Here is a 26,017-nt window from a genome sequence, read left to right on the forward strand (position 1 = left end):
CTCTTGAAAAAAGGGTTCCCTTTCAAAGCCCGCGTGGATGAACGGTTTCAGCGTAATCCACCTTAGAAATTTCCTGTGGAAAACAAGGGTTAGGTGACTTTGCTGGCGTGATGTGGCATCTCTATCAAAAGGGAACCCTTTTGACGCTCGCGCAAAATCGAGTGTCACATGTCCAAAGCTCCATGGCCTTCGGCAACATCACAAACGCCCTCTCGTCAAGGCGCTCATTCAACAATCAACCGCACGGCCTTTGCCATCACTGCGCAAGTGCTGATGGTCTGTTTCTGTGGGTGGATTTTGGTCCATGGTGACTTTTTGGTTCTGATCTTTTTGATGCTACCTGCAGCCTTGGCCTCAATGGCTCTGGCATTGCCAACGCTGGCATTCGAAGGGAGCAAGGGACTGATCGCGGGGGCCGTTATCACTATTGCCGCCAATCTGGCGATTGCCTTTGCCGAGGATTTGGATGCTGCTGGAAGATCAATGGTGCCTGCCATGACCTCGCTGCGGGACACTTTCCTCGTGCCAACGCACTATGTCGCGGCATCATCTGCCGCCGTGGAGTGGTGGCCCAAAGACTCCAATGGGCGCACTTCGGAAAGGCTATCTTGGGGCATGTGTCTAAAGGTCGTTGAACTCTACGCAGACGGCAAAACCGTCACTGACTATTCACGGGTTGTTGTTCCTGAACTAGACGGGACACGTTACATTCGGCGCAGCGACATTACATGGCTTGGCAGCGTCCAGCGTTGCGATGAGCACAACCGCTTTGACAGCCAATAACATTACGCAGCCCGATAGATCAGCCGTTCACCTGCGACTTCCGTTTCGGTGTATTCCATAGCAAGATCGTGGGTGATGGCGTCCATGTCGATGTAGTTGGCCAGATGGTCGGGGATGGCTCCGAACAAGCCTTCATCGACAAGCTGCTCGGCCAGTTCCTTCATGCTGTCTACGTGGTAAATATCAACGTCAAAATCTGATGGTGAAACGGCCTCAGGATCAAAGCTGTATCCTGCTTCGCCAACGGCAATGATAAACACTGTTTTCTCGTGATCGTCCCAGCTTTGGCAGGCATCAAAATACTGCCCAACATTGGCTTGATTAATTCCCCATGCCTTGGCCAGATCACAGTCGATATGATCGCCATCAATGAACTGGATTTCGTATTCCTCGACAGGATCGCCGTAATCATTGCGGTTGCTGTTTGCCTTGTCGGCATATTCTTCAAGGCTCTCAAAATAGAAACCATTGGCGGAAATATCATACGGTTGAGCGTGTAATTGCGGCATTGTCTTTTCTCCTCTTACTTGTTGCTGACGGGTTGCGCATGCAACCGTCTGGCTTCCGCCGAGGAGCGGGGGTGCAAGGATCAAAGGTGCGATCACGCAGGACCAGAGCCACGCACAGGTGCAGCACAGCGAACCGAGCATGGCGAGGACCCACCCTTTGATCTGCGCGGGGGCAGCCGCCCTAGTTGTCATGGGGGTATCGGGGGAGAAGACAATCTCCCCTGATTGGGGATTAATCGACCATAAGGATTGTGCATGGTTCGGTGCAGGTGGAGAGGCAGTTTCTCCAAGTCCTGCGAGCGGGTTCCAAGGGGCGACGATACGCCCTTTGGTCGGGTTCAGCTTTGACAAGCTGACGGCATTCAATCCGCGCAGGGTTGATCTATGGGGTGTTGGGGAGAGATGAAATCTCCCCGATGAGGGATCAAACACAGATATGTTTGCATGGCTGGGATGGGTTCAATACCGATCTCAGCCATTAGCTTTGGGGGATACAACGGGGGAGCGCAGCAGCCCCCTTGTCAAGATCGTGTGGTACTACCACACACATCTTGCGCCATCACTTAATGGCGGAAGATGTCCGCAGGGATCGCAGCGCATGGTGTCATCTGACACACATCTCGCAGTTACTCTTATGATGGAAGTTGTCCGTAGGGTCGCAGCGCAAACGGGTCAGCATGACCCACATCTCGCAGTCACTCTTAGACTGTAAGGTGACCTGAAGGGGACGCAGCGCATCGGGTCACATGAACCATATCTTGAACCGCCAAGCAGTACCGGAATAAGGTGCGAAGGGAATTTGAGATCGCCATTGGTTTAATGCAACTATTTTTTCCAAAACATAAAAGAGGTTTTTCCTCAATTCGATTAGAGATCAACGAATGACTTTAATATCGAGAATTCATCTACGGAATTCTCGAGATTTTTTAATGCCAAAGTTCCAATTTCATTTGTTGCTTGTTCATAAGATACTATTCCAATTGGATGTTTTTTGAAGCCAGATTTTGAGTTTTGAATTCTTTTCAGAAAAATTCTGGACGACATTGGCGGAAGTTCGTTTGATTTCATCAAAGTCAATCCTACCATCGATTGGGTTTCCGATAGTGAGCCTCTATCTAGTGTGAAAAGAACGAGACCATTTCCGTTGTCTGATATAGCCATCAAAATTGCAGCGGAGTTCATTATGAGGAACTGGCCTCTGTGCTGATATACTCTGCCGCCGCGAGTGGAGTAAGTGAACTCGCCGATTACGTTTCCGATATGTTCATTAAAATTTGATATATGTAGAAACGATTTGGAAATAGATCTGCCTTCTCCAGAAAATCTATAAACGTAATAGTCACCTGCGCAGTTGTGTGCGAAATCCGAAAGGGATTGTCGATTAATTCCTCCCGTAAGTGATTGGGAGTTGGGAGCAAAGTCGCTATCCACAAGTAGTTCAAGAACAATATCATCGACTTCTTGCGAGAGGTACCTATTCTTTATGCGCCTGAGGCTATTGAGGACGTTATCAAGTGTTCTGTTTCGCGGTGATGTTACCCTACCACTTGCAATGTTTTTCACAATATCAACTGTCACATTGAGTAAATAAGCAGTTTCTTGCAATGTCAGCCCAGCACGACTCATTTCGTGCACCAAGTCAGGCAGTTTTCTCTTAAGAGCAGACCTCCTTTCTTGTAATGACATTCTTGTGACGTTTACTTGTCGAGTGGTTCCTTCCATGTTTACACCATATTTTTCTCTCAAAATTCATTAATACACCAAAATACACCAAAATACCAGCTAATAAACACTGCTGGAATTTGGAAAATGTAAACTAACAAAATATATGTATTCAGTTGTGGACAGTCGCGCGCCACATCGGGTGCTTGCAATTCGAATTTAGGATCGGGTGATGAAAAAAGAATTTAATATTACTGAGCAGGAACTCGAGAAGCTTCTTCTCGAGACCGATGATATTATAGAAGTCGGAGCCGGGTTTTACCAAACTTTTTCTGAAGAGTACCTTGGTAAGAATAGCGGGAAGTCAAACCTCAGTTCAAAAGAACTTGCCGAAAATTTTGAAGCAAGAAAGGCTTCCTATATGGATAGCCTAGGTCGATTGATGCAAAGACGTCTGGCAGTTTAAGAACTACTGGGCAGCTAAAGAACTTTATCTAAAATTTGATCAAAACTGCTCATATTCAAAGAGTAGTACCAGCGCTAGGCAAGTACTTTGACAACAGTAAACTTTGATCTTGGAGCTCAGAACTCCATCGATCTTATCAACACACGTGTTTCCGATATAGCAAAACAACAGCAGAAGGCGTTCCGCGATGCAGGGCGTGGAATAGTCGTAATTAAGAATACAAAAACGCTAAATACTGCTATCGACCTTGCCAACACTAGCGTTATGTACCACGGTATTGCTGCCAAAGATGTCAGCAATTGCAAGAAGTTCGCCCATCTTTGTTTTTGGATGCTAAAGCTCCATCCAATTAGCTTTGTTAGAAGTTCCGACGTAGCAAAAATAGCTTTATCGGTATTTAAACAAGCGTTTCCTGCAGATGCCAATCTGGTCGAGATACCGGAAGACGCATTGGGAGGAATACAAACTCACTCTTTAAATCAAACTGCTGCACTGGTGGCCTTTGCGACGCTGGTGTGTGACAATTTCTACGACAAGCAAACCGCCGAGCAAAAAGTCGAAAAGTTTATGTCCAGTAACTTGTTCAATGAAGTGTTGCGTTCAATGCAATTTCATAATTACTCCGCTCGGACTATGGCCATGTACCTTGAATCTTTTGTTCAGGAACGCCTCCTTTGAGTTATGGTGGACTGCTTCGCACTTATGCCTATCTCTTAGGTGGGGCAATTGTCGTAATTTTTGTTTCTGCAAGTTATTTTAACTACAATGTTGCCCCTGAAATGGGGGCAGTAATTATCGTGGTCGCAATATACTTTGGCGCAGGTAAGCTTAAGAAGAACTCTCCACTTATCGTGATGAGCGATAAGGAAGCCACAGATATTGAGAGGCGTAAGCTCCGATTAGACGCAACATTTGCGATTGTCGGAACTTTAGTAAATGGCTTTTCAAGTGTGATTGATCTCTTTATTTGTTAGGTGGCTGTCCAGTTTTCAGTCACACTCGAGAGTATCTGAAAACACCTTTCACATTTTGGTGCAAATATCTTCCCGCGGAATCTGCAGTACGCAAACCATCGAAGATGTGTTCTGGAACGTCAAAGTATTGGTAGAGCGAGCCGTCATTAAACTGGATTTGCAGCGTGGACGTATCACTGTCGTAACCGACTGCACTTACATTGCTTGAACTTACTGAAATCATTTCCATAGAATTACTCCTTAACTATTTTGTCAATTTTTGGATTTTGAGACCGCCAAACTTCGAGAAGTTCGCCGTAATTTGGATTTTCTTCCATCGGAATTCCCCAGCCGCCTGGATGTTGTGTCTCTTCAAGCGAAACCTCATCAAACACAATTGGGTCTTGGCTGTCAGGCCGCTTGTCAACCGGTGGAGCTTCAATGGTGGTTCGCATTGGCAACTTGACGCTTTCGCCTAAAATTATGGCTTCGCCAGTTCTCAAAATAGGTAACATTCCCGTTAATCCGTCTAAATTATCAGACATAGCGGAGGACACTTGTGACCGATCTGTTGCGTTTGCCAAACGCAATGCAAAAAATGTCCCACATTGTGAAAGTACCGTCGGATCGATTTCGGAGGGGCGTTGGCTAACGATCATTGCACCGATACCGTATTTTCGACCTTCCTTGACAATTCTTTGCACGATTTGTGACGCTGTTGATTGGTCTTGGTGGTTTAGATAAATGTGGGCTTCTTCCATTACGATTAGGAGAGGTCTAAATCGTCCACCCTGAGATAAATCACGCGACCAGAAAACAGCATCATACAGTAGGCGCAGCAAAACTCCGATAGTTGTTCTCAGTGTGTCAGACGGAACTCCCGACAAGTCTAGTATGGAAATTGGGTTGTCGCTTCCAATCCAACTTTTCAGCAGCTCATCTAGATCGGCGTCAGTTTTCCCATCGGCGTCAGCGAGAAATTGGTCAGGGCGGAAAATGTAGTCATACTTAGGAATCCTCAACTTCGTGCCCAGCAGCTGTACTTGTTTGCCGATATTCAGAGAGTCTGGAATGTACCCGATTTTGTCCGCGCCTGCTGCCGTGACAATATTTTTGAACTTCGGCGGTATTCCTTTGGAAGCATCCCCTTTTAACTCTTTGCCTTCACCATCAACATCGAAGGCCAGATTGTCTTTAGGGTCACCTTCTCCACCTCGATAGTATGTGGCAAACGTATCGATAAATAGCTCATACCACAAATCATGCAGACTGAATGGAATTGGAGAATCCACACTCAATGTGTCTTCGGTAACGCCCTTCTTGGGGTTTGCTCTTAAGGAATCCAGTTTGTACTTGTGAACCCTCTCCATGACCACATTGCGGTCTTTTTCACTGTTAAATTCACCAAAGGCGACTTTTGACAATTCGTCAAAACTCAAAGCCCAGTATGGTATCAGAAGCTTTTGAACTTTTTCGCCTGTTGCCTTTGCTGGTGCGATTTTGAAGACATTGGATTTGTCACCCAATGCACGGCCATACTCACCATGCAGATCAAGCATGATTATACGGGCTGAAGGGTAATTGTCTTGGTTAGACAATGCATTCATCAAGCTGGCGACAGTCGTAGATTTGCCTGAACCCGTAGTTCCCAAAACTGCTGAATGTCGAGTGATCAATTTATTTACATCGACAAGTGCTGGAATGGATTCTGCATTTGAAATGTGCCCGAGTTTTACAAAGTACGGTTTGTCTGGTTGCCCATAGATATCTTTGAGTTCTTTCTCTGAAACGAGGTGAACAGGATCGCCGATTGTGGGGTATTGTGACAACCCTCTTTGGAATACGCCGTTACGCGGCCCTTCACCGATTAACTGTACGGTCATCCAGCGACTACTTGTTTCGGTGTTATCTGATCTCGAAGCTGGTGCGGCACTAGCGCCAACTTTGCTTATTATTCCGAACAGATTATCGAACCCGATAGGAATGCGAACGAAGCTGCCAACCTGACCCGCTCTGTACCCTTGCCCGTCAATGTATACGAAACCTGTTAAAGATTTGGACGACATTTCTATGCGGACCGTGGTGCCACTTACATCTTGAACTTCTCCTAAGTAGCTTTCATCAGTTTGCATTGATTTCTCCAAGATCAGAGCCGATCAAGTTTTTTAGGAACCGCGTCAATTCGGAAAAGTTCCCAAGTTGAACTTCTTGCCGTGTAGCCCCAGCTTCGTCTTCCAGTGTGATATTGTGAACAAACTCGCGAAGGTCTCTGTCGACGTCATCAGGATTTTGAAGCACTTTCCAATCGCACAGGTTTGTCCCAATGATAGCTTTGTCGTATGTCCAAACGTTTAGATTGTGTTGCCTCTTAGCTAGGCTATAGGCATTGGGGTAACGCTCTCCAACACCAACATCGTCCTCTGAGAAATCGTAGGTACCGAATTGCAGTGCAAGAACCATTCCCGTTGGGTTGGCCTTCAAGGCGTTCAAAATGGCATCATTCAAGTGCCCGTCATTAAACGAATAGCCTGATAAGATCAGGAACGATGATTTCCTTCTAATGAACTTGTTTAGCTGATCGATCAAAGCAAGATAGGGCATCTTTCTGCTCTCTTCATACTTCAAATGCGATGGATATATCAGGTGGGAATTAGACTCATGCACTGAAGAAGATCGGAAGACTCTTTTGCTTTCCTCCACTGTTTCTTGATGCCAGTTTATCGAGCCGTGTATCTTCCAGAGGCGCGTCCAATGATTGGGAATCATGTCATCTTCAACTGCGCGCAGGTCAAAAAACGATTTCTTTGCTCCAACGAAACCGTCGAAATATGGCACTTCGTAGTCTTCGAGCGCCTGCTCCATTAAGAGGTCGTAATTGGTTGTAAAAATTTCAATCGCTACCTTGCGATCAATGGACCTAATCCAGCTACACATCTGGTGGTAAGGCGTCTCGTTCGAAGGCAATGGCACATCAAGCACTGAAACAATTTCATCGCATATACTTTGCTCCAAAGCCATCAAATCGGTTTCGGAAAATCCACGCACGTCACCTCCTTTGGCGACAGATCGCAGACCTCTTAAAAAGCTAAGTATGTCTTCTACATTTTCGACGTTCTTCTCGGCTTTTCCCAATTCCGAAAGAAGTAAATCGTATTTTTCGGTGCCACCCAGCTTGTCGGTGATTTTCTTTGTCAGAGCGGCAACATCGGGAATAAGCGGCCACTGTCCATCAGGCATGTCTACGGCCAGTGGGCAACCTGCCGACACGAAGAAACCTATGGCTTCTCCATCCTGAGAAAGCGATTGCCTTAGGTATTTTAAGTGCCTGTATGGATCGTGAAAACTAGTCAAAATATTCTCCTGCGTTAATCATCTTCGCCCGCCTCAAGTAGAGGTAGCTCTAAACCTTCAATCTCTTGTATCGCTTGACCTGCGATGCCTTGTAGGTCGCCATACATGCCCACGGTGCTCTCAATGACGCTTTGGATTTGCGTTTCGCGCTTTGCCCACAAACGTGTCATGGCTTTTCGCTCACGGTCTAAATCTGCTTGCATGTCGGTGAATTTTTCTACGATTGCTTCGACACGATGCCTGAAACGTGGACCCGTCAAATAGTCGTAAACCAGTTCCATCTTAGTTTCTTGCCCTTCGCCAGCCTGTTTGCTTAAAGCAACTTCAATCAGCGTTTGGCGCAGCGCCATAGCGAGCCCAATGCCAAAACGGGGAGCAGAAACCCAAACACCATCAATGTTACCAAACGTCTCAATATCCTTTGGTAATGCACGCGACACTAAGATCGAAATCTCTGCCTTTGCGTTTCGCTGATCATTTCGCAGTTTTGAGAGCCAGCCATCGCTCCAGTTTTTTGTTCTCTTAGACTCCCACAAAATTGCCCCCGACCGAAGACCATTTGGTGCTATGACATGTTGAAGGACATCACCTCCGAATTCACCTTTTGGGACAGGTTCAACTGAGTCATGTGGAAATTTTGAAACAAGCTCAAGCTCAAGTTCAAGCTCCATCACTTCGCCTTGCAACTGTTGCGAACCTTGTTCGGATTTTCGTCTAAGCTCTTCTATCTGCCGCTGCATCGAAAGAATTTGTTCTTCCTTCTCGGACACTTTGAGTTTTAGCTCACCCTCAATCTCAGTTTTGGTTTTCTCTCGAACCTCTGCGATAGATTGTTGAACGCGTTTCTCCACTGTCAGTTCAAGCTCACGCCTCTGTTCATCAAGAAGTCGTTCCTTTTTTATAAGGTCAGCTTGAGCTTTTTGCGCTTCACCGAGTTTTACGTTGCTTTGTTTTAATACTTCTTCGAGTTCCTTAACGGCATTTGATTTGGCTTCTAACTCAGAAGCAGAAATTGCCTGCGCCTTCCTTTTCTCTTCAGTTGCAATTTTTTCCCTCTCAGCTTTCAGCTGATTTTCAAGCTTGTGATCCAATTCCCTTTCTTTGCTCTTTATGGCTTCTTCTCGGGTCTGTATTTTTAGCTTTTGTTCTCTCAGCTTGCCTTCGTACTCTTCCCGAGTGGCTTCCAGTAACGGGCCAGCAAGTGAATCTGTAAGCTTAATTTCAGTGCCACAATTTGGGCATTCCAGTATTGGTTCCTGCATGGGCGCCTCCCTAAATTATTAAGCAAATACAATCTCTTTACTCTAAATGCCGACAAGATACTTGGGATGAAAATTGCAATCAATGATTGAGATCAAATTCTCCACAGATTATTCCTGCTTGTAGGACTCGATTGTATACTGCTGACATGGCCGTGAGCTGCAAGTTTAACATGATGTTCGAAGAAATGAAGCACTGGCAGAGGAGGCACGTGTGGCTGACGACATTTTGATCGAAGTAGTCAGCTGCTTACAAGGCACCGCTGAGAGTACCTTTCAACTCGCCTACGCGGATGACCCATACCTTTGGGCAAGTGTCCGTAAAAGTGGTCAAACCATCCATGTCTCTATCGGTGAAAGACAAATTGATACCGTTTCTGACCTTTGGGCTGAATTCGTACGCTTGTATCCTTTAGATTTTGTCGGGCGAGATTTGAAAAATCTCACAGCAACATCGCTTTCTTGGATAGTCTTACATGAGCTCCAGCATGCCGAACTAGGGCATTTCGAAGTCCTTGAATTTAATCCAAGTTTAAATTTGGTCTCGCGATTTCATCCAAAAACACAGTTTCCACCAGCCATATTTTGTCGACCTGACGGAACAACTTTGCAGTGCCTTGAGTTACAAGCTGACCATGATGCGATTGATACCATGTTGGACATCTATTCGTCGACAAGCTGGGCAGGGCTGCGAAGAAAGATCACCAGTATAATCGTTGTGATGGTTCTAATCGAGAGCATTGACGAACAGAACGGGTTTGAACATTCCACGCATCCCAAAGCAGTAACGCGCATATTTCAATTACTCGGTCATGTTGTCGAGATGTGGTCAATTCCTGCCAATGCGAAGACCAAGGCACGTGGCGAACTGTCTATCCTTGAAGACGAGCTACCCTCTCACGAGGAAAAGCTGGCGTTCAGCAAAAAGGTGATCCTGCCTGCTTTTTGGGATGCTGTAGCGCTTGCTGAGGTTGCGGGGGCAAAATCTATTGTTGCTGACCTCGGATCGCCTGAAGTTTTCTTCGAAGATATTGGTCGCGCCAAATTGGGGCAATGGGATGAACTTGTGACTGTCGGTGCGAAACAGTGGGCAGAATTGAAAGAGTTGAACGCATCAGTATTGGAAAGTCTCGGTCATTCATCAATCTGAGCTCTTACCTTGTGCCTTGCATGGTTTCGACAGTTGATGAACAGCGCCTCTACCAATTCTTTGGTGATATCTAATTGGCTCAACGCATCATTGGGGCCTAACAAAAACGCACCATCCTTGTGGCTGACTGAATTACGTAGCTGGCGCGATGCATCCCAGCGATTAGCGGCGGCGATATCGGTCAAGCCTTCTTCAGAAGCCCACTTTTGCAGATCAACATATCTTTTCTTAGTGAGGCCGTTTGGTGGTTCTGCTTCTTTGATTGCTTCGCGGAACGCGCTTTCGCCGAAGCGGAAAAGTTCCTCCATTCCCAGCGTGAAGAGAGGATAGTGATAACAACCGTAGACCATGCTTGCCTGAGCGCGATCAAACATTTCAGCTAAAAACGGAGGCAGATCGATATCAAGGGATACATCCAATATCATTTTGACCCAATCCTCAGTTGAGTGAGAATACGGGCCGATTCCATTGACGCTCCAGCCGTCTAGGCGAGTGTCTCGTTCAAGGTGATTTTCTAATGTCAGTTTGGTCAAATCTGTTTTCCCAATATAGGCGTGAGATCAAGGGTTTGATCAATGATATTGAAAGTTACAGATTCGAAGCACATCATCAAATCATATACTTATTTGCACACCTAAATGATGCACTCTAACGTCCCTGATTGTTAGAGGCGGCTGTGTGACTGTTGGTAACTTTGATTGGTCTTCTGTTACCGCGACAATGAACCGATGTTGCCCAATATCACTCCTCTCGACTAGCTTTTCTGGTTCTCCCGTTTCATCGATTGGCAGGAACTGTTTGCCGCGATTGATCGTAGTCAGGAATTCTCCGTTCAAACCCAATGGCATTGGGTGCATCGTGCCTTCGTACATCTGAAACGCTACGGCATAACCTGCGATATCACTGTCCAAGTGGAAGCAGAACTCTTCGCCCAACTTTAATATTTCGTCGGGTTTCGGTTGGTCTCGTTTGCGCTGCACCAGCCCCATCGATTTGTCGAACCGTGCGATACGCAATTTGCCGTGGATGGCATGATTGGTTAGATAATCATCCCATGCGTTTGTATGCAGTTTGGGAAATAACTTGGGATCAACTGCATGTGCCGTCTCGAGATGGTTTTTTGCAATCCAAGCGTGGATCAGCTTGGCTTTGGGGCGTCCAATGGCTCCGCTGCGAAAGTTAGATAGATAGTCTGTGCCAACCATCAATTTATGACCGAAGGCCTGCTCCATAATGGCTTCCACGCTCATGTCGGTGGAGTCTGCGACAACACGGGCGACGTGATAAAGGGCGGCACGATCGGCTTTGGTAGCTGTCTTCCAATTGTTATCCACATCAAAATCCTTGCCTCAAAGCTACCCGATTTTACCCGCAGGCTACGGCCATTGCAGTGGTATTTTAGGATATCCAGATTTCAAAGCCAGAAAATTCACGCTTTGGGTCTTAGGAATATTATCCTATAATGTTCCACTTACGTTCTCTCGCAATGAGAGGCGACAAAGGAGACCCCCAACCAGAGAAACGCCAAGAGGCAGAAAGAGACAGGCCATGACCGACATTCCCCCAGAGTTTAATCCCGAAACGGCCCCGCCTAGCCTGACGATTGATTGGGACGCCTATCTGCCATTCTTCGAAGATGAAGATATCTCAGATGAAGACAAGCGCGAGTTAATCGAGGCGCTATGGTCGATTGTCGTCAACTTTGTTGATCTCGGCTTTGGTGTTCACCCTCTCCAGCAGGCTTGTGGAAAAGACATCTCTTTGGCTGAAGTGCCGATCCGAGATGTGCTAAACTTGGACAATACAACATCAGAATTCGAACAGGCATCAGCCCCACATCGCGATGGGTCGAGTGAAAGGAATCCGCATGCGTCAGAATAGATACACAAAACCAGATACAGATGCTCCGAGACAGGCGCTGATCTATTGCCGCGTGTCGTCACGGGCGCAAGAAGCGGATGGTCACGGTCTTCAGAGCCAAGAAACCCGTTGTCGTGAATTTGCTGCATCGCAGGGACATGAAGTCGCTGCGGTGTTTCCAGATACGATCACAGGCGGCGGTGATTTCATGAAAAGACCCGGAATGGTGGCGCTGCTGTCATTCTTGGACGCTCAACCAGATACGCAGTTTGTCGTGATCTTCGATGATCTCAAACGCTTTGCGCGGGACACGCGGTTTCACCTTGATTTGCGTGAGGCGTTTCGTGTGCGGGGTGCCACGATTGAATGTTTGAATTTCAAGTTTGATGAAACGCCCGAAGGTGAATTTATCGAAACGATCATGGCCGCCCAAGGTGCATTAGAGCGCAAGCAAAACGGTCGGCAAGTAGCGCAAAAGATGAAGGCGCGGATGCAGTTGGGATATTGGGTCCACAACGCACCAGTTGGCTTTCGATACAAGACCGTAAAAGGCCATGGTAAATTGCTGCACCCAGATGAGCCAGACGCAAGCGCCGTGCGTGAGGCTATTGAAGGTTTTGCGATTGGGAGGTTCCGCACTCAGGCCGAAGTGAAGCGATTTCTGGAATCCAAGCCTGATTATCCACACATAAAAGACGGTAAGGTTCGGGACAAACGTGTTACGGATTTACTGACCAACCCTCTCTACGCGGGTTACGTCTGTAGCGAGGTCTATGAGCTGAACTGGCTGAAAGGCCAACACGAGCCTCTTGTTTCAATGGCGACGTTTGAAAAGGTCCAAGCACGTCTTAATGACACAGGCTATGCCCCTGCACGCGCAGATATCGGCGAGGACTTCGCCTTGCGCGGTTTTGCTACCTGTGGCGATTGCGGAGCCAAGCTGCGCTCTTCTTGGTCAAAGGGGAAGACCAAGTATTATCCTTATTACCTGTGCCACACGAAGGACTGTGAAAGTTACGGGAAGTCCATCTCACGTGCCAAAATTGAAGGAGCATTTGAAGAGGTCGTGAAGTCTCTGCAACCCAGCCCGACATATATGATTTTGGCAAAGAAGATGTTCAAAAGAGCGTGGGAGGGTCGTATAGAACACACCAAAGACGCTGCACGTTCCGCGAAACGGCAAATCACTGAAACTGATACTAAAATCGAAGCTTTGCTTTCTCGCATCATGCGCACGAATGACGATTCAATCATCGGCGCTTACGAAAAAAGGATCGCAAAATTGGAAAGATCAAAGGTGCTTATGGCCGAAAACCTCACAAAAACGCCGAAAAAATCGAACAGCTACGAAGCATTCCTAGAACTCGCCCTTACAGTGCTCTCAAACCCTTGGAAAATATGGGAAAGCGGCGATAGAAACCTGCGCAGAATCGTGCTGAGATTGGGGTTTTCAGGCGGATTTTCGTATCATCGGATAAATGGACCTAGAACACCAGAAATAGCGTTACCGTTCAAGGCGTTAGGTATGATTTCAAGGGGTGTAAAAGTTAATGGTGCTGTGAGGGAGGATTGAACTCCCGACCTCGTCATTACCAATGACGCGCTCTACCACTGAGCTACCACAGCCTAGGCAATTGTGCCTTGTGTGGCGCTCTCTAATGCTATTCGCAAAGTCGTGCAAGCCTAATCTGGACCCTTTTTAATAGCTGCGTTAGGAAGGGGGCATGAACAAGGCAAACGACACACAGAAACGCACTGAAAAAAAGGCCCCCAAAGGTCAAAGCCGAGATGATCGCCTTAAGGCATCTCTAAAGGCGAACATGGGGAAACGCAAAGCGCAGGCACGTGCGCGCAATGATTCCGGGGCAACCCCGAGCGAGGCAAAGGAAGAGTAAATGGATTCGATAGTTGTTACAGGCGGCGGGCCACTGAATGGTGAAATTCCAATCGCGGGGGCTAAAAATGCATGTCTCACACTTATGCCTGCGACTTTGCTCAGCGAAGAGCCGCTTACGCTGACCAATGCGCCGCGCCTGTCTGATATTAAAACCATGACCACTTTGCTGCAATCGCTGGGGGCCGAAGTGACCTCTATGCAGGACGGGCAGGTTTTGGCGATGTCGTCGCATAATATCCATAATCATACAGCTGATTACGATATCGTGCGTAAGATGCGCGCATCTATTTTGGTTCTTGGGCCGATGTTGGCACGCGACGGCCATGCAATCGTATCTTTGCCCGGTGGATGTGCGATTGGTGCGCGGCCTGTTGATTTACATCTGAAAGCGCTTGAGGCGATGGGCGCAGAGCTCGAGCTGAAAGATGGCTATGTTCACGCCAAAGCAATGCAAGGTCTTAAGGGCGGCGTGATTGACTTTGACTTTGCTTCTGTTGGGGCAACTGAAAACGCTTTGATGGCAGCGACTTTGGCCAAGGGCACAACCGTTATTAATAACGCAGCGCGCGAACCAGAGATTGTCGATTTGGCCGACTGCCTACGCCGGATGGGTGCGCAGATCGAAGGGGATGGAACACCTTCTATTACCATCCAAGGTGTGGATCGTTTGAACGGTGCAACTCATCCTGTGGTAACAGACCGTATTGAACTGGGCACTTACATGCTCGCTCCAGCGATCGCAGGCGGTGAAGTTGAATTGATTGGTGGGCGCATTAATTTGTTGTCTGCTTTTTGTGAAAAACTGGATGCAGCGGGTATTTCAGTTGAGGAAACTCAGCGGGGACTCAAGGTTAGCCGTAAAAATGGGCGGGTGAATGCGGTTAATGTTGTGACTGAACCGTTTCCGGGCTTTCCGACCGATCTACAGGCGCAAATGATGGCGTTGCTTTGTACGGCAGAGGGCACATCTGTTCTGGAAGAAAAGATCTTTGAGAACCGCTTTATGCATGCGCCTGAATTGTTACGCATGGGCGCGCAAATTGATGTCCAAGGCGGTACTGCGACGGTTACCGGGGTGGATAAACTAAAAGGCGCGCCTGTGATGGCCACGGATTTGCGGGCGTCGGTTTCGCTTATTCTAGCTGGGTTGGCCGCCGAAGGTGAAACAACGGTTAGCCGGGTGTACCATCTTGATCGCGGATATGAACATGTGGTTGGGAAACTGTCTGCCGTTGGGGCGAAGATCGAAAGGATCAAAGAATAATGGCACAAGACGCAACATTTGAAGAGGGTGGTGAACAGCCGCTTCGTCTAAAAGCAAACGATACAGATGATCTGGCGATTATTGCGTCGCTTGCACAGGATGCTGTTTTTCCTGCAAGCGAAATTTCTTTTCAGAAATCGCAGCGTCGCTTTGCTATTTTGTTAAATCGGTTCCGTTGGGAAGATAAAACAGCGGCTGAGCGGCGTGGACGCTCTTATGAACGTGTTCAATCTGTGCTGCTGGTTGAGGATGTTCTGAACGTCAAATCCCAAGGGGTTGAACGTGGTGACGCTGATACGGTCCTGTCTTTGTTGTCGGTCGAGTTTGAGCCCGGTGAAGATGGAACAGGGCGCGTGGTCCTGACACTGGCAGGGGATGGCGCAATCGCGCTGGACGTTGAAGTATTGGACGTTGCGCTAAAGGATGTCACTCGTCCTTACGTGGCCCCATCGAAACAAGCACCAAAGCACGACGATTAATCGTCTGTAAGCAACAATGAATAGGGGCGCTGTGATGCGCTCCTGCGACGGCTTGGTGCTTGAGGCCAACGCTGGACACCGCTATGAGGGCAATCAAAGGAGACCCTCATGCCACTGTTTCTAGATACAACTGCCCCAAATTTTGAAGCAGACTTCGCAACGTTTCTAACGACCAAGCGCGAAGATAGCCCAGATGTCGATGCGGTGGTCGCGGATATCATTCATGATGTTCGTCAAAGAGGCGACAGTGCTGTTATTGAGCTGACCTCAAAATTTGACCGGCTTGATCTGGCAGCCGATGGTTTAGCTTTTTCAGAGGCCGAAATAGATGCGGAATGCGCCAAGGTTTCGCCAGAAGAACGTGCCGCGCTAGAGCTTGCTGCGGATCGTATCCGTGCATACCATTTGCGCCAAGTGCCCGAGGATCAAAGTTGGACAGATGCCGCTGGCGCTACGCTGGGCTGGCGCTGGGGACCGGTCTCTGCGGCAGGGTTGTATGTGCCCGGTGGATTGGCAAGTTATCCCTCATCGGTTTTGATGAATGCAATCCCGGCAAAGGTGGCTGGGGTTGAACGGTTGGCTATATGTGTGCCGACCCCTGACGGTATTGTTAACCCGCTGGTGTTGTTGGCCGCACGTATCGCGGGTGTCGATGAAGTGTACCGCATTGGCGGGGCACAGGCGATTGCAGCGCTGGCTTATGGAACTGAAACAATTGCTCCGGTTGATAAGATCACTGGACCAGGCAATGCGTTTGTCGCGGCTGCAAAGCGAAGGGTGTTTGGCAAGGTTGGCATTGATATGATTGCTGGCCCATCAGAGATCTTGGTTGTCGCGGATAAAAACAATAATCCCGATTGGATTGCCGTCGATTTGATGTCTCAGGCAGAGCATGATGAAAGCGCGCAATCCATTTTAATAACAGATGATCCTGCATTTGGTCAGGATGTTGCCAAAGCTGTTGAAAAGCGTTTGGAAACATTGGAACGCACAGATATCGCAACGCCTAGCTGGCGTGATTTTGGGGCAATCATCACTGTTCAAAATATGGACGAGGCCATTGCATTGTCGGATCGTATCGCGCCGGAGCATCTCGAGCTTTGCGTAGAGGATGCTGAAGGCATGGCGGAAAAGATCAAACATGCTGGCGCGATATTTATCGGCCAATATACACCCGAAGCAATCGGCGACTATATCGGCGGTCCTAACCATGTGTTGCCAACCGCCCGTTCGGCGCGTTTTTCGTCCGGGCTTTCGGTGCTTGATTTCCTAAAGCGCACAACGCTTTCTAAAATGACCCCAATGGCATTGCGTGCGATTGGCCCAGCAGGTGAAACACTGGCGCAATCCGAAAGCCTTGAGGCGCATGGTTTGTCGATACGGCTCCGGTTGGATCATCTGAACACCTAAGCCAACTTTAATAATTGCTCGATATTTTTGCACACCTAGGATATCAGCGATGAAACGATTGAAAAGTTACTGCAATGAACCGCATTTGCCATATTGAAATTGATGATCGCGGCCTCGCCGTGCCGACACCAGAAATCGAGCAAGAGCGCAAAGTCGCTATTTTTGATCTGTTGGAAGACAACAGTTTCACCTTGCCCGTGCGTGAAGGGCGTGAGGTGCCGGCAGGGCCCTATCGTCTCGGACTTGCGATAAAAGAGCGTCGGTTGGTGTTTGACATCATGACTGAGGACGCTGCGAAAGCAGGTGAATTTCATCTATCGCTGGGGCCGTTTCGCCAAGTTGTGAAAGATTACTTTCAGATATGCGAAAGCTATTTTGATGCCGTGAAAAAACTCACGCCATCACAAATCGAGGCAATTGATATGGCACGCCGCGGGATTCACAATGAAGGTGCGCGCGTGCTTCAGGAACGTCTAGAAGGCAAGGCAGAGATTGATATTGACACCGCGCGTCGGTTGTTCACACTGATCTGCGTTTTGCATTTCGGGGGGTAATGCGTGTCCTTTAAGGAACTGCCACAATCCATTCTTTTTTGTTGCGACTATAATGCTGTTCGTTCCCCAATGGCCGAAGGGCTGATGAAAAAGTATTATGGCACGTCAACCTATGTTCAGTCTGCAGGTGTGAAAAGCGATCTTGATATTGATGGTTTTTCTATTGCGGTTTGTCAGGAGATGGATGTTGAATTATCACGCCATCGGTCGCGTTCTTTTGATGAAATGGAAGAGTGGGGCGATGATCTTTCAAGTTTTGATTTGGTCGTTGCTCTTTCCCCGGCTAGCCAGCGCAAGGCACTCGATCTGACGCGGTTCTATCACCTGGATGTTGATTATTGGCAAATCATTGACCCAACCGGTTTGGGAGAAACGCGCGAAGCTAAATTGAGTTCTTATCGTCAAGCGCGCGATCAAATCAGCGATAAGTTGATTGAACGATTTGGGCCACCAAGGTTGTCTTAATTGTGTTGGATATGTTGATTTTTGTCGCTCTTTGTCGATGAATGGGAGGTTCAGCATTGACGAGGCGAATGTCTTTGGATTGTTCTGCATCAAATTGGATTGGGTATAACCCAGTTTGAAATCTGAACAGTATGCCAAAAACTTGGAAGACCGATATGTCTGTTGAAACGCTTAAACGCTATTACGATGCTTTCAATGCAGGTGACACCGCCGCAATGATTGATGAACTTTCCGACGAATTTTCCCACGATGTGAACGAAGGTGAAACGCGGCTGGGGAAAGAAGCCTTTGGTACGTTCTGCGATCATATGTCGGAATGCTACAAAGAAGTACTGACCGATATGACATTGTTTGTCTCAGACGACGGATCACGAGGCGCGGCAGAATTTATCGTAAACGGAACCTATTTGAAAACCGATCCGGGTCTACCTGAAGCCCACGGGCAATCCTATAAATTGCCTGCTGGGGCATTTTTCAGCCTGTCTGACGGAAAAATCACACGCGTTACAACTTATTACAATCTGAATGAATGGACCAAACAGGTTAGCCAATGACATTGATCGTTAACGTGCTGACCGGGGCGGCATTGGATCAGGCGTTGGATGACGTCGCAAAATTGCGTCTCGCGGTATTTCGGGCCTACCCTTATCTTTACGATGGGGATCTAGGCTATGAACAACAGTACCTGCAAACCTACCGTGATAGTGACGGCGCTGTTTTGGTCGGGGCCTTTGATGGGGATCGGCTTGTTGGGGCGTCAACGGGCACGCCTCTTTCAGAGCATGCAGACGATTTTGGGGTGGCGTTTTCTGGGGTAAGCGTCGATCTTAACGACGTGTTCTATTGCGCGGAATCTGTACTGTTGCCTGAATATCGTGGGCATGGAGTAGGGCATCAGTTTTTCGATCAGAGAGAAGCACATGCAATGCGGTTGGGGTTTTTAAAATCGACGTTTTGTAGCGTGGTACGGCCAGACAATCATCCGCTAAAGCCCGAAAACTACAGCCCGTTAGACAGGTTTTGGCAAAGCCGGGGGTATGCGCCGCTTGAGGGTGTGCGTGCCAAGTTTAGGTGGAAGGATCTGGACGAAAACGAAGAAACAGGAAAAGAGCTTCAGTTCTGGATTCGGGATTTGCCGAGTGCCTCAAATGTAGGAGAATGTTCATGAAAATCGCAACTGCCGCCTATCCGATTGATTGGCACGAAACTTGGGCATCCTATGTCGAAAAGACAACGAAATGGGTGGCTGAAGCGGCTAATAACGGCGCCGTTTTGTTGGTTTTCCCTGAATATGGGGCGATGGAATTGGCTTCACTTGCAGGCGCAAATGCGGCGGGTGATATTGAGGCAAGCATGCAAGCTGTTTCTGATAGTTTAGAGCAGGCGAATGCGCTTTATGCTGAACTTGCGGCGTCTTTTGGGATTTACATCCTAGGGGCTTCTGCACCTTGCTATGTGGGCAAAAGACCGGTTAATCGGGCAATGTTCTTCACCCCCGATGGACAGTTGGCGCAACAAGACAAGCAGATTATGACTCGCTTTGAGCGAGACACAATGGATGTTATTCCCGGCGGTCCATTGACTGTGTTTGATACCAAAATCGGCCGTATCGGGGTGATTATTTGTTATGATAGCGAATTTCCCGATTTGTCGCGTGCGCTGATTGAGCAAGACGTTGAAATTTTGTTAGCGCCGTCTTGTACGGAAGGTCTGTCGGGATATTGGCGCGTTCGAATTGGCGCTATGGCGCGCGCGCTCGAAAGTCAGTGCGTTGTTGTGCATTCACCAACTGTTGGGGCCGCTGAATGGAACCCAATTGTTGACATGAATACAGGGGCCGCAGCGATCTATGGCCCGCCCGATAACGGGTTTCCCGACACTGGTGTCATTGCTGAGGGAAAGTTGAATGAACCGGGTTGGGTATACGGTGAAATTTCCCTAGATGCGATTCGAGAAGTGCGTCGCGACGGTCGTGTTCTGAACAAAACACACTGGTCAGAACAAGAAAGCAGGGTGCAAACTGTCACTATTGCGGACCTACTGCCGAAAAACGCTTGAAAAACCCGGAATAAAGGCGCATCTAAGCCGCGCCCGCATCTGGTCGGGTGGCTAACTATGGAGTGAACATGGCCAAGGAAGAAATGCTCGAATTTCCCGGCGTCGTAAAGGAACTCTTGCCAAATGCGACATTTCGGGTCGAGCTGGAAAACGGCCATGAAATTATCGCTCACACGGCAGGTAAGATGCGCAAAAACCGCATCCGGGTTCTGGCTGGGGACAAAGTCCAAGTTGAAATGACCCCTTACGATCTGACCAAAGGTCGGATCAACTACCGCTTTAAGTAAGCAGATGACGCTTATCCTCGGCTCAGCCAGCCCGCGCCGGAAAGAGCTTCTGGCGCAAATCGGCATTGTGCCGGATGATATTCGTCCGGCAGACATCGACGAAATCCCAAAACCAGGCGAAACGCCGCGCCCATACTGCGTGCGGCTTGCGCGTGAAAAGGCCTTGGCGGTCAAAGCGTTGCCAACCGAGGCAGTGCTGTCTGCCGATACGGTTGTTGCGCTTGGACGTCGTATTTTGGGGAAACCCGCGGGCGAGGCTGAAGCGCGCAAATATTTGCGGATGCTTTCGGGGCGTCGCCACCGAGTTGTTACGGCTGTGGCACTGCGATTAGGCGACAACCTGTGGGAAAAAGAAACTGTCACCGCCCTTAAGATGAAACAGCTGACAGAGGCAGATATCGACGCCTACATCGCCACGGGCGAATGGGATGGCAAAGCGGGCGGTTATGGCATTCAGGGCTACGCAGGCCGGTTTATTCCATGGCTGAGCGGATCATACACCGGTGTTGTCGGGCTTCCGCTTACGGAAACGGCGAGCCTACTACAAACTGCTGGGATCATTGGAGAAACCGCATGAAGGGTCGCGTCGCTGCCTTAGGTGAAATTGATGGCCGCCGTGCCGCTGGGTTGCTGGTGGATGGGGTGTTACAGGACTTCCTGATTGAACCGGTTGAGGATATGCCAACACCCGGTGCGATTTACCGTGCGATTTGCGATCGCCCCCTAAAAGGGCAGGGCGGAATGATGCTGCGCCTTCCTGAAGGAACAGCCTTTTTGCGGCAAGGCAAAGGACTGCGTCCGGGGCAATCTATGCTGGTCCAAGTAACAGGGTATGCAGACGAGGGAAAAGCCACCCCAGTAACGCATAAGCCGTTGTTTAAAAGCCGCTTTGCCATTGTCACGCCTGATGCGCCTGGCCTCAACATTTCCCGCTCTATCAAAGACGAAGAAGAACGTGCGCGGTTGATGGGGGTGGCGCATGAGATTATGGCGGGTGAAGAGTTTGGTTTGATCGTGCGTTCTAGTGCGATGGGGGCTGATCCGGATGAGGTGGCTGAGGATATTGATGAGATGTTCCAACTGGCGCTTCAGGTGATGGGGGACGCGGAGGGCAGTGAGCCTGAGCTGATCCTTGAAGGCCCTGATCCGCACCATATGGCGTGGCGTGAATGGGACAAACCGGACCTTGTGGCCTCGGACGAAGACGCGTTTGAAAACCACGGAATTCTGGACGCGCTTGAAGATTTTCGCAGCACTTACGTGCGGCTGTCTGGCGGCGCGAGCATGTATGTTGAACCGACCCGCGCGTTGATCGCTGTGGACGTCAACACAGGCGGCGATACATCCCCGGCAGCGGGGCTAAAGGCGAATTTGGCTGTGGTCAAAGAATTGCCTAAGCAATTGAGAATACGCGGTTTAGGCGGCCAGATAACAATTGATTTCGCCCCGATGGCCAAGAAGGATCGCCGCCAATTGGAAAGCGCAATGCGCACGGCGTTCCGGGCGGATTCGATTGATACAGCGATGGTCGATTGGACGCCTTTAGGGCATTATGAATTGCAGCGGAAACGCGAGAGGATGCCGCTGGGAGTATCGTTCTAATGGCCTGTCCTATTTGCGAAAAAGAGGCGGACGCGAAGTGCCGCCCCTTTTGTTCAAAACGCTGCGCGGACATCGATCTGGGGCGCTGGTTCGATGGGACGTATACCACCCCATCTGATGACCCAGATGAGCTGTCAGAGGCCAATTCGGTGCTACATAAAGATGATCCAACGACTCATTAATGTGACTTCAGAGGTGTTGAAGCCTTAACATTAGAGTCAGTCTCGTTCGATCGGTTCGTCAAAGCCGATTAATTTACGTTCTTCCAATACTTTCCGCGCAATGCGAAAGCACTCTACGCCCTGAGGTACGCCGCAATAGATTGCAATGACATGGATTGCAGCTCGGATTTCTTCCATGGTGCAGCCATTTGTGATTGCTCCGTTGAGGTGGAGTTCCCATTCATGCATTTTGCCTAAAGCGCCAATCATCGACAGATTCATGAGAGAGCGGGTTTTGATGTCAATCGCGTCATCCCCCCAGCCAAATCCCCAGCACCATTCGGTCATCGCCTCTTGAAATGGCCTGTTAAAGTCATCTGCTGCCGCGAGATTTTTTTCTACGTATTCAGCGCCCAGCGTAGCTTTGCGTTTCGCAAGGCCAGTTTCAAATGTTGTCGTCATGGGATTTCCTTTGTTCAAGCTAGGCCTTCAATCAATGCAATGTCAGCGGTGCAGGCATCGGCGCGTTTTGCGCGTGCAGTTTGGTATTTATCTGAGGTGTAGCAGGCACGTGCTTGTTCGATGTTGTCAAACTCAATAATTACACGGCGTTCCCATGCGACACCTTCTAGTGTCTCGGCTTCTCCACGTGCAAGAAAACGCGCTCCAAATTCAGCGAAGGCCTCGGGTGCAATGGCCTGATAACCTTTGTAAGCATCTGCATTGGTTACTGTTACGTTGGCGATCCAATAAGCTTTGGGCATGATCAGGTATTTCTTTCTTCTTCGGCGAGTAACCGTTCCGCGATTGCGGCTGTATCGTTCAGGTGGTTATGTACCGCTGTTTCGGCGGCATCGGGATTTCCTGAAACGATTGCATCGCAGATTGCTTGCATATGTGCCGGACCGGGTTGTGCGCGCTCCGCTGTCGTAAGCGTCATCATCCGAAGTCTGCTGATGCGGCCGTTTAGCCGTTGAACAACTTCCCAAGCAATATGATGTCCTGCACCATCAAAGACTTCTGAATAGAAATCTGCAGTTGCACGAAATAATGCACCAGGGGTTTTATCAGAAAACCCCTGTTTCAAATGGAGAAGTGCTGTCTCAAGTTTCAGCGTGCGTTCTTCGGTGATGTTCTCGGCGCACTTACGGGCGGCTGCCGTTTCGAGCATGCGGCGAATTTCGTAAATTTGTCGGGCGTCATCCCTGTTCATTGTTGCGACGATAGGGCCACGTCCGGATAGAATTTCGACCAGCCCTTCGGCTTCTAAATATCGAATAGTTTCGCGAATTACCGTGCGACTTACGCCGAGTTGTTCGCACAAGGGGCGTTCAACTAAGCGATCTCCGGGCTTGAAGTGCCCCTCAATAATGGCTTCGCGCATGCGTTCCTGAACCATGTCTCGCAAGGTCGCTGGAGGGTGTGAAATCTTTGAAAGTACGGCTTTGTTCATAGCGGCAGAGATAGCAGTGCAATCCTCCGGGAGCAAGAGAGGATTGACATACAGTAATATGGTATACCATAAGATCGTTAACGAATCAAAAATGAGAGTGCCGATATGCCCGCTGAAATTCGCAAGACCTTGCTGCATGTTGAAGATAACCTGATAGAGGGCGGTAAAGTCGCTGAGACACCGCTGAAAATGATCGCGGCGATGGCTGTTATCACCAACCCATGGGCCGGTATGGGGTTTGTTAATGATCTGAGGCCAAAAATTCTTGAATGTGCGCCCGGGCTTGGTCAGCTTCTGACAGATATGGTTCTGGATGCAGCGGGTGGCGGAGATAAAGTCGAAGGTTATGGCAAGTCGGCCATTGTGGGTGTGAACGGGGAAATCGAACACGGTTCTGCTCTGATCCACACTTTGCAGTTTGGTAACTTCTATCGAAATGCTGTGGGCGCGAAGTCGTATCTATCGTTTACCAACACACGCGGCCCCGCCAACGCTTCTATCCAAATCCCATTGATGGACAAAAATGATGGGGGCAAGCGCAGCCATTATCTGACGATCCAGACGCAAATCGCTGATGCCCCGGCGCCAGATGAAATCGTAATTGCGCTAGGGGCGTCTATCGGCGGACGTCCACATCACCGCATCGGCGATCGTTATCAAGATTTGAAGGAACTGGGACATGACGTTGACAATCCTGCAGCTGTCTGAACCCTACGGCAAAGTTGCGGTCCACACCTCAGGTGTGGGTCAACCTTTGGTCTTGATTCACGGAGTCGGGATGCAGTCTGCTGCATGGGCTCCGCAAGTGGAATGCTTGTCAAAAACACACCAAGTGATTGCTTTGGACATGCCAGGCCATGGCGGGAGTGATCCTCTGCCGTCTGACGCTCAGTTGCCAGATTTTGTTGCATGGTTGCAAGCCGTTCTGGTTGATTTGAAAACAGGGCCGGTTAGCCTTGCTGGGCATTCCATGGGAGCGTTGGTCGCCGGAGGGTTTGCGGTTTCGCATCCCGAAATGGTTGAACGTGTAGCGTTACTGAACGGGGTACATAAGCGCACGGATGCGGCCCGTTCAGCCGTTGTTGCACGTGCGGAACAGATCCGCGAAGGCACATTTGATCTCGAGACTCCATTGAGCCGTTGGTTCGGTGACAGTCTCGAGGATCAGGAGGCAAGCGCCAAGGTCTTTGGTTGGCTCTCTGAAATGAACCCAACGGGCTATGCGACAGCTTATGGTGCATTTGCTCGTGGCGATACCACTTACGCTGATCGGTTGGGCGAAATCACATGCCCGATGCTCGCTTTGACGGGCGACGGGGATCTGAACTCTAGTGCTGCTATGGCCCAAGCAATGGCCGAGGCTGCACCAAACGGCCGCTGCATAGTCATCAAAGATCATCGGCATATGGTTAATCTTACGGCGCCAGCACAGACAAATTCAGCGCTCAAAGATTGGCTTAACACTGGGGGACAGCATGACTGATATTGATCCGCGTCTTTTACGAAATGCATTCGGCGCATTCATGACGGGTGTTACGGTTGTCACAACTCATGATCAGGATGGCAATCCTCTTGGCTTTACGGCGAACTCTTTCACTTCGGTTTCTTTAGAGCCGCCTTTGGTGTTGGTTTGTCTGGCGAATAGTTCTCGTAATTACGATGCATTTAGCAACGCCAGTGGGTTTGCTGTGAACATCTTATCTGAAGATCAAAAAGATGTTTCTAACACCTTTGCGCGACCTGTCGAAGATCGATTTGCTGCGGTGAATTGGAAAAATGGGCCACAAGGATCACCTGTGTTTGAGGGTGTTTCAGCTTGGTTTGATTGTTCAATGTTTAATCGAGTTGAGGCCGGTGACCACCTGATCTTAATTGGGCAAGTCCAAAGCTTTGAACATAATACACATCCAGGGCTTGGTTATGCGCGCGGGGCTTATGTAACCCCTGCAGCAGAAGCAGAGGCCCTGAGCAATAGTACGAATTTAGTGGTCTCGGCCTTGATCGAATATGAGGGCAAAGTTTTGCTTGCTGGTAATGGCGCTGGCAAAATGACGTTGCCCGAAATGAAAGTCGGCAAAGGCGGGGCCGCTGAGACATTAAAACGCCTGATCGAAGAAACAGGCGTAAAGGCCGAGCCAGGGTTTATTTACTCGGTCTACGAAGATGAAGCGCGCGAAACGCAACATATCTCATTTTTATGCCAAGCGAGCAGCGAAGCTGCAAAGCAAGGCGTGTTCACGGAGCTTACGGCAACGACCTTGATGGACATAGCAGACCCTGCAGTTTGCACCATGCTGGGAAGGTTCGCGCAAGAAAGCCAGATGGGCAATTTTGGGGTGTACTATGGAAATCAGGTCAGTGGCGAAGTGCGTCCTCTGACATCAGGGAGCTGAA

34 protein-coding genes and 1 tRNA gene are annotated in these 26,017 nt (G+C 49.0%); 23 read left to right on the forward strand and 12 right to left on the reverse strand.

The genetic code is table 11. The features are described from left to right. The first annotated feature begins 168 nt into the window (after positions 1-168). Positions 169-783: a hypothetical protein gene (locus G9C99_RS10565; RefSeq protein WP_166417448.1), complete on the forward strand. Its 615-nt coding sequence runs from the start codon at positions 169-171 to the stop codon at positions 781-783. 2 nt (positions 784-785) lie between these two features. Here the strand turns inward: G9C99_RS10565 and G9C99_RS18490 are convergent, their stop codons facing one another. Next, complete coding sequence (locus tag G9C99_RS18490; protein ID WP_231704045.1) at positions 786-1,643, reverse strand: antirestriction protein ArdA; 858 nt, start codon at positions 1,641-1,643, stop codon at positions 786-788. 516 nt (positions 1,644-2,159) lie between these two features. Continuing rightward, positions 2,160-3,014: a hypothetical protein gene (locus tag G9C99_RS10575; protein WP_166417449.1), complete on the reverse strand. Its 855-nt coding sequence runs from the start codon at positions 3,012-3,014 to the stop codon at positions 2,160-2,162. A 172-nt stretch (positions 3,015-3,186) separates the two neighbouring features. On the opposite strand from G9C99_RS10575, the gene G9C99_RS10580 reads away from it, so the two are divergent. From G9C99_RS10580 to G9C99_RS10590, 3 genes are all read left to right on the forward strand, one after another. After that, on the forward strand, positions 3,187-3,420 hold the full coding sequence (locus G9C99_RS10580) for a hypothetical protein (RefSeq protein WP_166417450.1): 234 nt from the start codon (positions 3,187-3,189) through the stop codon (positions 3,418-3,420). An 87-nt stretch (positions 3,421-3,507) separates the two neighbouring features. Next, positions 3,508-4,098, forward strand: a complete 591-nt coding sequence (locus G9C99_RS10585; protein WP_166417451.1) for a hypothetical protein — start codon at positions 3,508-3,510, stop codon at positions 4,096-4,098. Beyond that, the gene (locus G9C99_RS10590) at positions 4,095-4,394 is read left to right on the forward strand and encodes a hypothetical protein (RefSeq protein WP_166417452.1); all 300 of its coding nucleotides are present in this window, start codon (positions 4,095-4,097) and stop codon (positions 4,392-4,394) included. Before G9C99_RS10585 ends, G9C99_RS10590 begins: the two co-directional genes overlap by 4 nt. Positions 4,395-4,413: 19 nt before the next feature. Here the strand turns inward: G9C99_RS10590 and G9C99_RS10595 are convergent, their stop codons facing one another. Genes G9C99_RS10595 through G9C99_RS10610 form a run of 4 tightly spaced genes read right to left on the reverse strand, consistent with a single transcriptional unit; the run spans position 4,414 to position 8,986 of the window. After that, entirely contained in the window at positions 4,414-4,623 is a 210-nt protein-coding gene (locus G9C99_RS10595) for a KTSC domain-containing protein (RefSeq protein WP_166417453.1), read from the reverse strand. A 4-nt stretch (positions 4,624-4,627) separates the two neighbouring features. Continuing rightward, entirely contained in the window at positions 4,628-6,505 is a 1,878-nt protein-coding gene (locus G9C99_RS10600; protein ID WP_166417454.1) for an ATP-binding protein, read from the reverse strand. Beyond that, positions 6,495-7,724 (reverse strand): SIR2 family NAD-dependent protein deacylase, encoded by a 1,230-nt coding sequence (locus tag G9C99_RS10605; protein WP_166417455.1) that lies wholly within the window; start codon positions 7,722-7,724, stop codon positions 6,495-6,497. Before G9C99_RS10605 ends, G9C99_RS10600 begins: the two co-directional genes overlap by 11 nt. A 14-nt stretch (positions 7,725-7,738) precedes the next feature. Further along, entirely contained in the window at positions 7,739-8,986 is a 1,248-nt protein-coding gene (locus G9C99_RS10610; RefSeq protein ID WP_166417456.1) for a DUF2130 domain-containing protein, read from the reverse strand. Between the two features lie 211 nt (positions 8,987-9,197). Here G9C99_RS10610 and G9C99_RS10615 point away from each other — a divergent pair, with 211 nt between their 5' ends. After that, positions 9,198-10,133, forward strand: coding sequence for a hypothetical protein (locus G9C99_RS10615; protein WP_166417457.1), 936 nt, complete (start codon positions 9,198-9,200; stop codon positions 10,131-10,133). On the opposite strand, the gene G9C99_RS10620 is transcribed toward G9C99_RS10615, so the two are convergent. Next, complete coding sequence (locus G9C99_RS10620; RefSeq protein ID WP_166417458.1) at positions 10,118-10,666, reverse strand: hypothetical protein; 549 nt, start codon at positions 10,664-10,666, stop codon at positions 10,118-10,120. The two genes, G9C99_RS10615 and G9C99_RS10620, sit on opposite strands and share 16 nt — an antisense overlap. Positions 10,667-10,747: 81 nt before the next feature. Continuing rightward, positions 10,748-11,467 carry a hypothetical protein gene (locus tag G9C99_RS10625; protein WP_166417459.1) on the reverse strand — a complete coding sequence of 240 codons (720 nt, stop codon included), beginning with the start codon at positions 11,465-11,467 and terminating at the stop codon, positions 10,748-10,750. A 214-nt stretch (positions 11,468-11,681) separates the two neighbouring features. Here G9C99_RS10625 and G9C99_RS10630 point away from each other — a divergent pair, with 214 nt between their 5' ends. Both G9C99_RS10630 and G9C99_RS10635 read left to right on the forward strand, forming a co-directional pair. Beyond that, positions 11,682-12,014, forward strand: a complete 333-nt coding sequence (locus G9C99_RS10630; protein WP_166417460.1) for a hypothetical protein — start codon at positions 11,682-11,684, stop codon at positions 12,012-12,014. Continuing rightward, the gene (locus G9C99_RS10635; RefSeq protein WP_166417461.1) at positions 12,001-13,566 is read left to right on the forward strand and encodes a recombinase family protein; all 1,566 of its coding nucleotides are present in this window, start codon (positions 12,001-12,003) and stop codon (positions 13,564-13,566) included. Before G9C99_RS10630 ends, G9C99_RS10635 begins: the two co-directional genes overlap by 14 nt. Here the strand turns inward: G9C99_RS10635 and G9C99_RS10640 are convergent. After that, positions 13,545-13,619 (reverse strand) — tRNA-Thr (locus tag G9C99_RS10640). The genes G9C99_RS10635 and G9C99_RS10640 overlap by 22 nt on opposite strands. A 98-nt stretch (positions 13,620-13,717) precedes the next feature. On the opposite strand from G9C99_RS10640, the gene G9C99_RS10645 reads away from it, so the two are divergent. The 13 genes from G9C99_RS10645 to G9C99_RS10705 all read left to right on the forward strand — a co-directional run bounded on the left by G9C99_RS10645 (position 13,718) and on the right by G9C99_RS10705 (position 22,191). Then, complete coding sequence (locus tag G9C99_RS10645) at positions 13,718-13,888, forward strand: hypothetical protein (RefSeq protein ID WP_166417462.1); 171 nt, start codon at positions 13,718-13,720, stop codon at positions 13,886-13,888. After that, positions 13,889-15,154, forward strand: a complete 1,266-nt coding sequence (gene murA, locus G9C99_RS10650) for a UDP-N-acetylglucosamine 1-carboxyvinyltransferase (protein WP_166417463.1) — start codon at positions 13,889-13,891, stop codon at positions 15,152-15,154. It begins immediately after the preceding gene. Beyond that, positions 15,154-15,633: a DUF2948 family protein gene (locus G9C99_RS10655; RefSeq protein WP_166417464.1), complete on the forward strand. Its 480-nt coding sequence runs from the start codon at positions 15,154-15,156 to the stop codon at positions 15,631-15,633. Before murA ends, G9C99_RS10655 begins: the two co-directional genes overlap by 1 nt. Positions 15,634-15,741: 108 nt before the next feature. Then, positions 15,742-17,043, forward strand: coding sequence for a histidinol dehydrogenase (gene hisD, locus G9C99_RS10660; protein WP_166417465.1), 1,302 nt, complete (start codon positions 15,742-15,744; stop codon positions 17,041-17,043). Between the two features lie 74 nt (positions 17,044-17,117). Next, the gene (locus G9C99_RS10665; protein ID WP_166417466.1) at positions 17,118-17,597 is read left to right on the forward strand and encodes a UPF0262 family protein; all 480 of its coding nucleotides are present in this window, start codon (positions 17,118-17,120) and stop codon (positions 17,595-17,597) included. Between the two features lie 3 nt (positions 17,598-17,600). Then, positions 17,601-18,062: an arsenate-mycothiol transferase ArsC gene (locus G9C99_RS10670; protein WP_331459991.1), complete on the forward strand. Its 462-nt coding sequence runs from the start codon at positions 17,601-17,603 to the stop codon at positions 18,060-18,062. A gap of 155 nt (positions 18,063-18,217) precedes the next feature. Further along, positions 18,218-18,616, forward strand: a complete 399-nt coding sequence (locus G9C99_RS10675) for a ketosteroid isomerase-related protein (RefSeq protein WP_166417468.1) — start codon at positions 18,218-18,220, stop codon at positions 18,614-18,616. After that, positions 18,613-19,230, forward strand: a complete 618-nt coding sequence (locus tag G9C99_RS10680) for a GNAT family N-acetyltransferase (RefSeq protein WP_166417469.1) — start codon at positions 18,613-18,615, stop codon at positions 19,228-19,230. Before G9C99_RS10675 ends, G9C99_RS10680 begins: the two co-directional genes overlap by 4 nt. Next, positions 19,227-20,120 (forward strand): carbon-nitrogen hydrolase family protein, encoded by an 894-nt coding sequence (locus G9C99_RS10685; RefSeq protein WP_166417470.1) that lies wholly within the window; start codon positions 19,227-19,229, stop codon positions 20,118-20,120. Before G9C99_RS10680 ends, G9C99_RS10685 begins: the two co-directional genes overlap by 4 nt. A 68-nt stretch (positions 20,121-20,188) precedes the next feature. Continuing rightward, entirely contained in the window at positions 20,189-20,407 is a 219-nt protein-coding gene (gene infA, locus G9C99_RS10690) for a translation initiation factor IF-1 (protein WP_011455993.1), read from the forward strand. A 4-nt stretch (positions 20,408-20,411) separates the two neighbouring features. Further along, entirely contained in the window at positions 20,412-20,984 is a 573-nt protein-coding gene (locus tag G9C99_RS10695) for a Maf family protein (RefSeq protein WP_166417471.1), read from the forward strand. Beyond that, positions 20,981-22,009: a ribonuclease E/G gene (locus tag G9C99_RS10700; protein WP_166417472.1), complete on the forward strand. Its 1,029-nt coding sequence runs from the start codon at positions 20,981-20,983 to the stop codon at positions 22,007-22,009. The genes G9C99_RS10695 and G9C99_RS10700 overlap by 4 nt, the downstream gene beginning before the upstream one ends. Beyond that, the gene (locus G9C99_RS10705; RefSeq protein WP_166417473.1) at positions 22,009-22,191 is read left to right on the forward strand and encodes a DNA gyrase inhibitor YacG; all 183 of its coding nucleotides are present in this window, start codon (positions 22,009-22,011) and stop codon (positions 22,189-22,191) included. Before G9C99_RS10700 ends, G9C99_RS10705 begins: the two co-directional genes overlap by 1 nt. Positions 22,192-22,227: 36 nt before the next feature. Here the strand turns inward: G9C99_RS10705 and G9C99_RS10710 are convergent, their stop codons facing one another. From G9C99_RS10710 to G9C99_RS10720, 3 genes are read right to left on the reverse strand one after another with little or no spacing between them, the layout of a single operon-like run. Continuing rightward, positions 22,228-22,632, reverse strand: coding sequence for a carboxymuconolactone decarboxylase family protein (locus tag G9C99_RS10710; RefSeq protein ID WP_166417474.1), 405 nt, complete (start codon positions 22,630-22,632; stop codon positions 22,228-22,230). A 14-nt stretch (positions 22,633-22,646) separates the two neighbouring features. Continuing rightward, complete coding sequence (locus G9C99_RS10715; protein ID WP_166417475.1) at positions 22,647-22,934, reverse strand: DUF1330 domain-containing protein; 288 nt, start codon at positions 22,932-22,934, stop codon at positions 22,647-22,649. Between the two features lie 2 nt (positions 22,935-22,936). After that, on the reverse strand, positions 22,937-23,623 hold the full coding sequence (locus G9C99_RS10720; protein WP_166417476.1) for a GntR family transcriptional regulator: 687 nt from the start codon (positions 23,621-23,623) through the stop codon (positions 22,937-22,939). A 105-nt stretch (positions 23,624-23,728) separates the two neighbouring features. Here G9C99_RS10720 and G9C99_RS10725 point away from each other — a divergent pair, with 105 nt between their 5' ends. From G9C99_RS10725 to G9C99_RS10735, 3 genes are read left to right on the forward strand one after another with little or no spacing between them, the layout of a single operon-like run. Continuing rightward, complete coding sequence (locus G9C99_RS10725; protein WP_166417477.1) at positions 23,729-24,331, forward strand: amino acid synthesis family protein; 603 nt, start codon at positions 23,729-23,731, stop codon at positions 24,329-24,331. Continuing rightward, positions 24,303-25,106: an alpha/beta fold hydrolase gene (locus tag G9C99_RS10730; RefSeq protein WP_166417478.1), complete on the forward strand. Its 804-nt coding sequence runs from the start codon at positions 24,303-24,305 to the stop codon at positions 25,104-25,106. The genes G9C99_RS10725 and G9C99_RS10730 overlap by 29 nt, the downstream gene beginning before the upstream one ends. Next, positions 25,099-26,016 carry a flavin reductase gene (locus G9C99_RS10735; protein ID WP_166417479.1) on the forward strand — a complete coding sequence of 306 codons (918 nt, stop codon included), beginning with the start codon at positions 25,099-25,101 and terminating at the stop codon, positions 26,014-26,016. The genes G9C99_RS10730 and G9C99_RS10735 overlap by 8 nt, the downstream gene beginning before the upstream one ends. The last annotated feature ends 1 nt before the right edge of the window (position 26,017 follow it).

The sequence above is a fragment of the Cochlodiniinecator piscidefendens genome (genome assembly GCF_011326755.1).
GTDB classification, from domain to species: domain Bacteria; phylum Pseudomonadota; class Alphaproteobacteria; order Rhodobacterales; family Rhodobacteraceae; genus Cochlodiniinecator; species Cochlodiniinecator piscidefendens.